Raw genomic sequence first — 12,144 nt, 5'->3', positions numbered from 1 at the left:
AGAAAATGCGATAAATGGATTAACAAAAGCAATGGCAGGATTAGTAGCTAATCCACCAGTGGATAATAATACTGCAGCAATAGAATCAGGAGAAACAGTGAGTGCAATAAAAACTGGCGAGGAGATGTCATTAGTAATGCCTATTAGTTTTATAGTATTGAGTGTATCTGGGTATTGTATACTAAGAAAAAGAAAATATCTAAATTAGTATATTTTAAAATAATATAACGAGACTGTAATAGGTAGTTGTTAAATATAAACTACTTATTACAGTCTATTGGTGTTTAAAGATAATCTAAAAATTTAATTGTTGTAAGTAGAATAATTGAATCTTCTTTTAAAAGTATTGCGTATGTAAAAAAATAATGATATTCTGATTTTGCTACTTAATTACGTATAGCAATGGTATAAAGAGAAAAGAGCAGTTTCTATATTTTTTAATAACCAAAGAAAAAGGAGATATAATGATATGTTCAAGGCCGTAATATTTGATATGGATGGGGTACTAGTGGATAGTGAACCGAAAAATTTAGATCAACTGAAAGGATTCTATAAGAGCTATGGAACAGAAGTAGGTGATGATTTTATGCATTCACTAGTAGGTAGTTCTTATACATATACATATAAGGAAAGTATGCGTGTCATGAAATTAGATTGGCCAATTGAGAAGTTTAAAGAAAAATTTGATGCTTATTGCAAGATACATTCTTATGATTATGATAGTGTGTTAAATCCTGGGGTTAAGGAAATACTGATTTGGCTAAAGGAGCATGGATATAAGACAGCAGTTGCTTCTAGCTCTACTATGCATCAAATTAAGACAATGGAAAATGTATGTAATCTTGTTGGGTGTTTTGATCAATTGTTAAGTGGAGAGATGTTTAGTGAAAGTAAGCCTAATCCAGAAATATATTTAACAGCTGCAGAAAAATTACAAGTGAAACCGGAAGAGTGTATTGCTATTGAGGATAGCAAGTATGGTATTGCAGCAGGTAATGCTGCAGGTATGAGAGTACTTGCTTATGTGGATGATCGATATGGAGTTGACCAAAGTAAGGCATATGCAAAAATCTATAAAATGCAAGAAATTAAGAAGTATCTTAAAGATTAGTATATTAGTACTTAGTATTATTAAGTTGAATTGTTAGTTATAAAATTAAAATAACCAGAAAGGTTACTTTGTTAATTGTCTTTTATGATGATTGATAATAACTTTAAGGTTATTTTTTTAATTAGATTAATTTAAAAATTTATATATAAAAAAATAGTTTTTTAAAAAGTTAAAATAAAAATATTTTTAATAATGAACGATAGTTAATTAATGATTTTTAATTATTTAAATGCATTGTGTTTAATGAATATATCGCGTATGATGAATTTATGGAGGTGAGATGATGCAGGTAAAAAAAGAAGAGTTAAAAAATGATATTATTGAAGCAGCTAAAAATGAATTTTTAAATAAGGGTTATGAGGGTGCTTCAATGCGGCAAATTGCTGATAAGGCACACACTACTCTAGGAAACCTTTATAATTATTTCACTAATAAAGAAGAGTTATTAGGTGTGGTTTTAAGCCCATCAATTAAATCGTTAAATAAATTAGTTGAAGTTCATTTAAATGAAGAAATTAAAGTTCATTCATTAGAAGAAGTAGATGAAGCATTAAAACAGTTTGGTAATTTTTTTGATGAAAGCGACTTTAGGTATTTTATGGATGAAAGAATAATTATTCTTTTTGATTTGAAATCTACTAGATATAAAGAGAAAAGAGATTGGTTTTTGATTAAATTTAAACAGCATATGGCTTGGCATCTTAATATTGATGATTTTGATTCACCATATATTGATATTATTACTAATATGTTTATTGATTGTATTAGACATGTATTAGATAAGCATCAAGATCTTGAAATGCAAAAAGAGGAATTTTTAAAAGTTTTTAAAATGCTATGTACAGGCATTGTCGTAAACGAACAAAAATAAAAACTTGCAGTGATAGTTCATTGTTTCTTAATACATGTTTTTATTATACTTAAAAGGAGAAACTTTATGATCGAATTTGAAAATGTATCAAAGATTTATCAAAACGGAAATAAGAAAATTTATGCTTTAAATAAAGTATCATTTACTATAAACAGTGGTGAATTTGTTGTGATTTTAGGACCTAGTGGTGCTGGAAAAAGTACATTATTAAATATTTTAGGTGGAATAGATCGTCTAGATGAAGGAAAAATTATTATTGATAATATCATAATCTCTAATAAAAATGAAAATGAGTTATCTAATTTTCGAGCTAAACAAGTTGGATTTATTTTTCAGTTTTATAATTTAATTCCAACATTAACTGTTTATGAAAATGTTGCATTGATGAAAGAATTAAAAAAGGATATAATGCCTGTTGATGATATTTTGGATAAAGTAGGATTATTAGAGCACAAAAAGAAGTTTCCTCATCAATTATCTGGTGGTGAACAACAGCGAGTTTCAATAGCTCGAGCAGTAACTAAAAATCCTAATATTTTATTATGTGACGAACCGACTGGAGCATTAGATAGTGATACAGGGGCTAAAGTGTTAAAACTACTTTATGATATGTGTAAAGAATATCATAAGACAACGATTATCGTTACTCATAATGCTAACTTACAGGCAATTGGTGATAAAGTTATTCGAGTAAAGAATGGACAAATTAATTCTATTACTATAAATGAACATCCACTTGATGTAATGGAGGTAGAATGGTAAATGTTATTTAAAAAAATGCTGCGAGATCTGTGGAAAAACAAGGTTCAATTTGGAGCTATTTTTATTATGATGTTTTTAGGAGTTTTTATTTTCTCAGGAATATCAAGTGAGTATCATGGATTAGAAGTGGCTCTTAATAGTTTTATTAAGAATAACAATTTAGCTGATGCATGGTTATATCAAAAGCAATTTGATAATAAAAAACTTAGTATATTAAAAAAAGAAGTTAAATATAATCAAAGAATGGTCTTGCCTGTAACGGATAAAGCTGATAGTAAATGCAGTTTAGATATATATTACAGATAGTGATAGTATTTCAACTCTAAGTAATATTCAAGGGAAGCCCTTTAATAATCAAGAGGATGGGATTTGGTTAGATATTATATATGCAAAAAAAAATAATTATCATTTAAATGATCAAATAACAATAAAATATCAAGGTTTCGAAATAACTAAAAAAATTATTGGTTTAGTATCATCACCAGAAAATATTTATCTAGCTAAAGAAGAACAATTGACTCCTAATCGTCAAAAATATGGTTTTGCATATCTTAATACTAATAATTTTCCAATTACATTATATCAACCAAATCAATTAGCAATTTCTTCAAAAGAGAATATTAATAAAATAATAAATCAAATTTTTAATGGTGATGAATATCAACTAATTTTACAAAAAGACCATCCTAGTATAAGTATGTTAAATGGAGAAATTGCTCAGCATCGTTCAATTGGTTTAGTTTTTTCATTGGCATTTTTGTTTATTGCTATATTGATTACGATTACAACCATGCATCGAGTTTTACAAAGCCAAAGAATGCAGTTAGGGATTTTAAAAGCATTAGGTTTTAATTCAAAAAAATTATTATTTCATTATTTATCACATTCTACTTTAATTTGTTTTGTTGGTTCTATTTTAGGTTATTGGTTAGGTATGGTTACAATGCCTGCCCTGATTTATCCGATGTTTAAGGAAATGTATGTTTTAGATAATCTTACAAGTAAATCGCTAGAGTATGGATTTTTATTACCAATTGGCTGTACTTTAGTTTGTATGATAATTAGCTTTCTAGTTTGCATTAAATATTTAAAAATGAGCGGTGCAACTATCCTTTATAGTAACTCTTTAACAAATAGGACAACTCACCCATTATCATGGACAGCAAAATTGCCATTTAGATTTCAATGGAATATACGTGATATTATCCGAAATAAGTTACGAAGTATGATGACAATTTTTGGTATCTTAGGTTGTACAGCATTATTATTTAGTGCCTTTGGACTTTATGATACTATGACTAATTTAACTGATTGGAGTTATACAAAACTGCAAAACTATAAATATAAAATAAATTTAGATACTAATATTAGTGATGAATCTGTTAATATGATTATTCAAAAAACGTCTGGTCAATCGTTATTTGAAGGTAGTGCTAAAATAAAAAATTTTGATCAAAATTTAGATGTTGGATTAACAGTTTTAGAAAATAATGATTATATTAAATTAGCAAAGAATTTAAACAATTTTAAATCCTTAAAACAAGGAATTGCATTATCAAAAAAGACCGCTGATAAATTAGATTTAGAAGTTGGTGATATAGTTAGCTGGAAAGGGAGTCTTGATCAAAAATATTATCAGTCTAAAGTATCTTTAATTATTCGAACACCAAACATACAGGGAATCACGATTATGAAGGATGAATATCTTAAAACAGGACATCAGTATATACCTTCAGCAATTATTGGAACTAAACATCTAGATCAGTTAAATAATTTACCGGATGTATCTTCTATTCAATATCAACAAGATTTATTAGATAGTTTTGATACCTTGCTGGAAGCGATGATTTTGATTATTGTTATTCTAGTTTTAGGAGCAATTATTTTAGGTGGGGTTATTTTATATAATTTAGGTGTATTATCATATTTAGAACGTTATTATGAATTTTCTACATTAAAAGTACTTGGATTCAAAGATAGACAAATTCAAAAGATTTTAGTTCAACAAAATTTATGGTTAAGTATTATTGGTATAATTTTAGGACTTCCTGTTGGTTATTTATTAATAGAATATATGATTGCTACAGTTCAAGATTCAATGGATGTAATTATTTTTATTTCTACATTTTCATATATATATGCAATTTTAGGAACATTGATTATTTCCTGGGTAATAAGTAAAGTTATTTCAATGCGAATTAAACATATAGATATGGTTTCTAGTTTAAAAGCTAATGATTAAAAGAGAAACATCATGATAATAATTGAATAAGGCAAATAATTATTGTATAATTTTAAAGAATATATAAGCAAGGGAGAATTAAAATGATTGATATTGCGATATTAAGAGAGAATCCAACCTTAGTTAAAGAAAATATGAAAAAGAAATTTCAAGATAACAAGATTGGATTAGTAGATGAAGCTTACAAATTAGATAAAGATTATCGAGAAGTTTTAACTAAAGCTAGTGAATTAAGAAGTAAACGTAATAAGTTATCAAAAGAAATTGGTCAATTTATGCGTGAAGGTAATAAAGAAGCTGCTGAAAATAATAAGAAACAAGTAAGTGAAATGGCTGATGAATTAAAAAAATTAGAGGAGTTAGAAGAACAATATGGTAGTGAATTAAAAGCTATTATGATGAAAATTCCAAATTTTATCGATGATTCAGTACCACTTGGAAAAGATGATAGTGAGAATGTCGAAATTACTAAATATGGAGATCCAGTAGTTCCTGATTATCCAATTCCTTATCATACTGAAATTATGGAACAATTTGATGGTATTGATATGGATGCAGCGGGTCGAGTAGCAGGTCAAGGTTTCTATTATTTAATGGGTGATATTGCTCGTTTACATTCAGCAATTCTTTCATATGCTCGTGATTTTATGATTGATCGTGGATTTACTTATGTTATTCCACCATACATGATTCGCAGTAATGTTGTTACTGGGGTAATGAGTTTTGAAGAAATGGATAGTATGATGTATAAAATTGAAGGAGAGGACTTATATTTAATTGGTACGTCTGAACATTCAATGATTGGTAAATTTATTGATAATATTTTAGAAGAAGATAAATTACCATACACTTATACTTCATATTCACCATGTTTTAGAAAAGAAAAGGGCGCTCATGGAATTGAAGAACGTGGAGTATATCGAATTCACCAGTTTGAAAAACAAGAAATGATCGTAGTATGTAAGCCAGAAGAAAGTAAAATGTGGTTTGAAAAATTATGGAATAATACAGTTGATTTATTTAGATCTTTAGATGTTCCTGTTAGAACATTAGAATGTTGTTCTGGTGATTTAGCCGATTTAAAATCTAAGAGCATTGATGTTGAAGCGTGGTCACCAAGACAAAAGAAATATTTTGAAGTTGGTTCATGTTCTAACTTAACGGATGCTCAAGCAAGAAGATTAAATATTCGTATTAATGGTGAAAATGGAAAATATTTTGCACATACTTTAAATAATACAGTTGTAGCACCACCAAGAATGTTAATTGCTTTCCTTGAAAATAATTTAAATGAAGATGGAAGTGTTAATATTCCTAAAGCACTACAACCATATATGGGAGGAAAGGAAAAGATAACTAAGTAGTTATCTTTTTATCTATATGAAAACATTATATATTAGTGATTTAGATGGTACATTATTAAATAGTCAAGGGAAAATTAGTAATTATAGTATTGAAACAATTAATCATTTAGTTGAACAAGGAATGATCTTTACATATGCAACAGCTCGTTCTCTAGTTTCAGCTGCTCCTGTTACTGAGGGATTAACAAAAAATTTACCACTTATTATTTATAATGGAACTTTTATTGTAAATGGTCAAAGTGGAAAAATTATGCATAAAAGTGTATTTAATCATTTACAAGTTGAAGTAGTTAAACAAATAATGGAATCAAAGGGATTGAAACCAATGGTATATGCTCTAGTCAATGATAAAGAACGTGTTACGATAATTAATAAAGATCTACATGTTGGTGTAAAACATTATTTAAGTAATCGTCAAGACGATTACCGAATTAATTTGACATTAGATGAAAATAGCTTATATCAAGGAGAAGTATTTTATTTTACGGTTATTGGAGATTACGAAGATCTTTACTTAGCATATGAAGCATTAAAGTATTATCCTGAATATAACATTACCTTCCAACAAGAAATTTATCGTGAGGAATATTGGTTAGAAATAATGCCTAAAACAGCTTCTAAAGCAAGTGCAATATTAAAATTAAAAGAATTATTAGAATGCGATGAGGTCGTATCATTTGGGGATGCAGTTAATGATTTACCAATGTTTAAAATATCTGATCAATGTTATGCTATGGCTAATGCTGTTGAACAGTTAAAGCAACAGGCAACAGCAGTAATTCAAAGTAATGATGAAGATGGTGTAGCTTGTTGGCTTAATAAGCATTTTATTAAATAATTATTTTCAGTTAAAAAAGTATAATACAATTACATATATGATCATTTAATTATTTCATAATTTATTAAATGGTCTTTTTTTATAAAATTTAATTATATTTATAAAGTGGCATTAATAAGACATATATATTATGAGCTGGCTTTTTTGAATATTTTAGTTTGCTTTTGCGTTTTAACTTAAATATATGCATCTTAGCAAAAATAAATAGGTAAATAATTTATAATATGATAAGGTGGATATAAAGGAGGGATTTGGTGAAAGTAATCATTGAATGTGAGGAGGATAATGAGTTAGAGATTGTAATTCGTTGTAATAAAATAAATGATGAAGTTAGGAGAATTATTTCATTATTTGAAGATAAAAAATTTATTATTGGAAAATTAGATAATCGTAGCTATCAAATTAAAATAGATGATATTTATTATTTTGAAGTTAATGAAGATCGAGCTTTTATTTATTGTAAAGATAATGTTTATGAAACTAATTTAAGATTATATGAATTAGAAAAACAATTAGATGAACGTTTATTTGTTAGAATAAGTAAATCAATAATTCTTAACTTAAATAAATTGGATAATATTAGAGCTTTATTGAATGGTCGATATGAAGCATTATTAATTAATAAAGAACGATTAATTATAACTCGTCATTATGTAAGTAGTTTTAAAGAAAAATTTGGAATGTAGGTGATAGGATGACAAAAATTAAAATGTTTAAATTTTATATGCTTACTACATGTGTTTCATATACTTTTGTAATTTTATTGCAAACATTATTATTTTATTTGAATCATGAAAGTATGACCAATGATTTAATTGTAATGATTTTTATTATTTGTATAATTGTTAACTTATTAATTAATGTTACTCATTATTTAGAATTACATGAGTGGTTGACTAATTTATTGTCAGTGGTAGAAATTATTTTAGTTGTATGTGCTTCTAACTACCTTTGTGGGTATACTAACAGTTTTATTCAGTTAGATAATTTTATTGGTGTTTTAGTTATGTCGATAATAGTGTATTTTAGTGTAAAAGGAATTGTCTTTATAAAAAATAATGAAGATGCTAAAAAAATTAATGAATGTTTGAAAAGAAACCGGCGCTGCAACTAATAGTTGCATAAAATAAAGATAATGTAATCTAAAATTGGTAGTTTAAAATTTAAATTTTATATATAGTGGTGATGTAAAAGGAGGAAAAAAAATGAATAAAGTTATTGAGATAAAAAATCTAACTAAATGCTATGGTGATTTAATTGCATTAGACGATTTTAGTCTAGATGTTTATGAGGGGGAAATTTTAGGATTATTAGGACCTAATGGTAGTGGTAAATCAACAACTATTAATACGGTGTTATCATTGTTGAAATATGATTCTGGATCTATAAAGATTTTTAATAAAGAGATGAGTCCAACTGCTTATGATATAAAAGGTAAAATAGGAGTGGTTTTTCAAGATGTAGCAGTATTTGAAGAATTAAGTGTAATTGAAAATATTGATTATTTTTGTGGACTTTATATTAAAGATAAAAAAATTAGAGATGAATATGTACAAGATGCAATAAACTTAGTAAGTTTAAATGAATTTACTAAGTTTAAACCAAAAGAATTAAGTGGAGGATTATTAAGGAGATTAAATATTGCGTGTGGAATTGCTCATAAGCCTAAATTAATTTTTTTAGATGAACCTACTGTAGCAGTAGATCCTCAAAGTAGAAATAATATTTTAGAAGGAATAAAACGTTTAACTGAATTAGGAGCAACAATTGTTTATACTACTCATTATATGGAAGAGGTTGAGCAATTATGTAATCGAATTGTTGTTATGGATAAGGGAAAAGTGATTGCTTCAGGAACTAAAGATGAATTAAAAAATATGATTAGTTTAGGTGAAAAAATCACAATTGAATTAAAATCTTTGAATCAATCTTTTATTGAGCGTCTTAAAAATAGTGATCGAATAATTAATATTGAGATTGAAAATAATACAGTTCATATTTCTTATAATACTAAAGAAGATAATTTAAGTAAGTTAATTGATTATGTCCGAGAAAATGATGTTAGTTATACAAGTTTATTTAGTGAACGTCCAACATTAAATGATGTATTCTTAGAATTAACAGGAAAAGAGTTAAGAGATTAATGTTTCTTCATTTCTTTAAATATCAATTTAAATCGTTAATTAGAAATAAGATGGTAATATTTTGGACGTTAGTATTTCCACTTGCACTAGCTACTTTCTTTAATTTAGCTTTTTCAAATTTAACTGCTAGTGAAGAATTTGAGACTGTTAATGTTGCTTTGGTTGAAGAACAAGAGAATGTTCATTTTAAGGAAACTTTAAAAGGATTAGAAAAAAGTGATGAGAAGTTGATTAACTTACAGATCACAAGTTTAGATAAAGCTAAACAATTATTAAAAGATGAAAAAATTAAGGGTTATTATGTTGTTAATGAGGATATTAAATTAGTTGTAAATAATACAGGAATAGATGAAACAATTCTTGAAAGTATTGCTAATGAATATAACAGTACAATGAGTACGGTTGAAAATATTGCGACAATCAATCCAGTGGCTTTACAAACAAATATATTAGATGCTGTTAATTTATCTAAAAATAATTTTGAAACCAAAAATATTGGTGGAAATACAGATTTAACGGTTGTATATTTTTATACATTGATTGGGATGAACTGTTTAAATGCTAGTTTTTGTGGTTTAAGAACAACTAGTCAGATTGAAGCGAACCTTTCTCGACAAGGAACTAGAATTGGAATTTCTCCAATTTCAAAATTAATAACTGTGTTATCGGGTATCTTATCAGCTTTTATTATTCAATTTGCTATAATGATGATTCTAATGGCTTATTTAGTCTTTGGATTAGGAGTTGGCTTTGGCGAGCAGATAGGATATATTATTCTCTTGATTGCAATTGGGTGTTTTACAGGAGTTGGATTAGGTAATTTTGCTGGAAATGTTCTTAAATTTAAAAAAGAGGATACAAAGATTTCATTTTTATCAAGTTTTTCACTTGTTTTATCATTCTTTTCAGGAATGATGATTATTGATATTAAATATTGGATGCAAACAAATTTACCAGTTTTAACTTATATCAACCCAGTAAATTTGATTACTGATGGACTTTATGCTTTATATTATTATGATAATTTGAATCGTTATACTACTAATATGATCTGTTTATTTGTTATTGGTGTTCTTCTAATATTAGGATCATTATTCATTACAAGGAGGAAACAATATGACAGTATTTAAAAAATATTTAAAAATAGCTAATACTTATACTTTAATGATTTTAGCTTATACTGCTATCTTCCTTGGTTTAGCTATTTTTGCAGGAACTTATAATTCTACTTCGACTGATTATGAATCAATGGATGTTAAAGTTGCGATTATAAATAGAGATGGAAATACTGAATTAATTAAGGGTTTTAAAGAATATATTAAGGATCATGGAGAATTAGTTAATTTAAAAGATGATGATGAAGCTTTACGGGATGCATTATTTTATCGTACAGTTGATTATATAATGATTATTCCAGATAATTATTCTAATGATTTTATTGAAGGTAAAAATGTTTCAATTGAGACTATGGAATTACCAGATTCGTATAGCAGTATCTATAGTAAAAATCTATTAAATAAGTATTTAAATACTGCGAATATCTATCTAAAAGCTGGAGTAAGTGATACAGATTTAACAAAATTGATTAAAAAAGATTTAAATAAAAATATTGATGTAGATATGTTAGATAAACAAAATGATGTAGATTTTTCAATGCCTATGACATACTATAATTTTTCTAACTATATGTTAATTACGATAACAATGGTAATTATAACAATGGTTATGGTTTCGTTTAATGAAGAAAAGATTAAACGAAGGAATTTAATTTCACCAGTTAGTTATAAGAGTATGAATCGTCAATTAATGCTAGGTAACTATACAGTTGGATTGGCTATTTGGTTACTGTATGTAGGATTTAGTTTTATACTTTATAGTGATGCAATGATGACACCAAATGGTGCATTACTAGTTATCAATTCATTAGTTTTGATGATTTTTATTCAGGCATTTAGTTTTATGATTGCAAAATTTACTAGTAATAGAGAGATTTTAAGTGGTGTTGGTAATGTTTTTGGTTTAGGATCAAGTTTTATTTGTGGCGCATTTGTTCCACAAAATATGTTAAGTCCATTTGTTTTAGGAATGGCAAAATTTTTACCATCATATTGGTTTATTAAAGCTAATAATGAAATTATTAAATTGACAGATTTTAGTTTTAATTCGATACAACCTGTTTTAATTGACATGTTAATTGTATGTGGTTTTACTTTATTAATATATTTAGCTACCCAAATAATAACAAAGCTACATTTAAAAAAATAAATATGGTATGATTAAGCTGTAAGAAGGTGATTAAATGAAAATAGAATATTTTGAAGCTGTTCCAGATGATGCTAATAAAATAATTAATTATTTAAATATTGTTGCAGGAGAAAGTGATAATTTGGCTTTTGGTTTGAATGAATGCAATTTAAATGAAGTACAAGAAATGCAGATGATTGAAGAAATTCATGAGGATCCTAATTCTGTGATGATCGTTGCTAAAGATGGTGATGAGATTGTTGGTATTGCTTCTTTAAGTGGTAATAAAAAGAAAAGGTTGAGTCATCGAGCTGGAATAGGGGTAAGTGTTTTAAAAAGTTATTGGCATCAGGGTATTGGCAGTAATTTAGTAGCTATTTTAATTGGTTATGCAGTTGAGGCGGGAATTGAAATAATTGATTTAGAAGTAGTTACAAGTAATGAATCTGCAATTGCTTTGTATCAAAAATATGGATTTGAGATTATTGCAACATATGAAAACTTTATGAAAATTGATAAGGATTATGTTGATGCATATCTTATGAATTTATATTTATAATCATAAATA

General features: G+C 26.8%; 14 protein-coding genes. All 14 read left to right on the top strand.

The annotated features are described in order from the left end of the window. A partial coding sequence (locus tag ACLR9T_RS02450) for a hypothetical protein (protein WP_413107947.1) occupies nt 1-208 on the top strand: 208 nt, incomplete at its 5' end. Nucleotides 209-469: 261 nt separating this feature from the next. Beyond that, entirely contained in the window at nt 470-1,111 is a 642-nt protein-coding gene (locus tag ACLR9T_RS02445) for an HAD family hydrolase (protein ID WP_413107946.1), read from the top strand. Nucleotides 1,112-1,394: 283 nt separating this feature from the next. Then, a complete protein-coding gene (locus ACLR9T_RS02440; RefSeq protein ID WP_413107945.1) occupies nt 1,395-1,982 on the top strand; it encodes a TetR/AcrR family transcriptional regulator in 588 nt (195 codons plus the stop codon). Nucleotides 1,983-2,048: 66 nt separating this feature from the next. Next, a complete protein-coding gene (locus tag ACLR9T_RS02435) occupies nt 2,049-2,744 on the top strand; it encodes an ABC transporter ATP-binding protein (RefSeq protein WP_413107944.1) in 696 nt (231 codons plus the stop codon). After that, nucleotides 2,745-3,050, top strand: coding sequence for a hypothetical protein (locus ACLR9T_RS02430; RefSeq protein WP_413107943.1), 306 nt, complete (start codon nt 2,745-2,747; stop codon nt 3,048-3,050). 208 nt (nt 3,051-3,258) lie between these two features. After that, nucleotides 3,259-4,986, top strand: coding sequence for an FtsX-like permease family protein (locus tag ACLR9T_RS02425; protein WP_413107942.1), 1,728 nt, complete (start codon nt 3,259-3,261; stop codon nt 4,984-4,986). A gap of 83 nt (nt 4,987-5,069) precedes the next feature. Beyond that, a complete protein-coding gene (gene serS / locus ACLR9T_RS02420; protein ID WP_413107941.1) occupies nt 5,070-6,350 on the top strand; it encodes a serine--tRNA ligase in 1,281 nt (426 codons plus the stop codon). A 16-nt stretch (nt 6,351-6,366) separates the two neighbouring features. After that, nucleotides 6,367-7,188: an HAD family hydrolase gene (locus ACLR9T_RS02415; protein ID WP_413107940.1), complete on the top strand. Its 822-nt coding sequence runs from the start codon at nt 6,367-6,369 to the stop codon at nt 7,186-7,188. A 254-nt stretch (nt 7,189-7,442) separates the two neighbouring features. After that, the gene (locus ACLR9T_RS02410; protein WP_413107939.1) at nt 7,443-7,874 is read left to right on the top strand and encodes a LytTR family DNA-binding domain-containing protein; all 432 of its coding nucleotides are present in this window, start codon (nt 7,443-7,445) and stop codon (nt 7,872-7,874) included. Nucleotides 7,875-7,882: 8 nt separating this feature from the next. Further along, nucleotides 7,883-8,302, top strand: coding sequence for a DUF3021 domain-containing protein (locus ACLR9T_RS02405; RefSeq protein ID WP_413107938.1), 420 nt, complete (start codon nt 7,883-7,885; stop codon nt 8,300-8,302). Between the two features lie 91 nt (nt 8,303-8,393). Then, the gene (locus ACLR9T_RS02400) at nt 8,394-9,332 is read left to right on the top strand and encodes an ATP-binding cassette domain-containing protein (RefSeq protein ID WP_413107937.1); all 939 of its coding nucleotides are present in this window, start codon (nt 8,394-8,396) and stop codon (nt 9,330-9,332) included. 50 nt (nt 9,333-9,382) lie between these two features. Further along, entirely contained in the window at nt 9,383-10,462 is a 1,080-nt protein-coding gene (locus tag ACLR9T_RS02395; protein ID WP_413107936.1) for an ABC transporter permease, read from the top strand. Continuing rightward, on the top strand, nt 10,449-11,597 hold the full coding sequence (locus tag ACLR9T_RS02390; protein ID WP_413107935.1) for an ABC transporter permease: 1,149 nt from the start codon (nt 10,449-10,451) through the stop codon (nt 11,595-11,597). Before ACLR9T_RS02395 ends, ACLR9T_RS02390 begins: the two co-directional genes overlap by 14 nt. Before the next feature lie 34 nt (nt 11,598-11,631). Then, nucleotides 11,632-12,135, top strand: a complete 504-nt coding sequence (locus tag ACLR9T_RS02385; RefSeq protein WP_413107934.1) for an N-acetyltransferase family protein — start codon at nt 11,632-11,634, stop codon at nt 12,133-12,135. Nucleotides 12,136-12,144: the final 9 nt, after the last annotated feature.

Source organism: Thomasclavelia sp. (genome assembly GCF_047249845.1).
Taxonomy (GTDB): domain Bacteria; phylum Bacillota_I; class Bacilli_A; order Erysipelotrichales; family Coprobacillaceae; genus Thomasclavelia.
The sequence above is the reverse complement of the archived record's forward strand: the minus strand, read 5'-3'. Positions and strand labels throughout refer to the sequence as shown.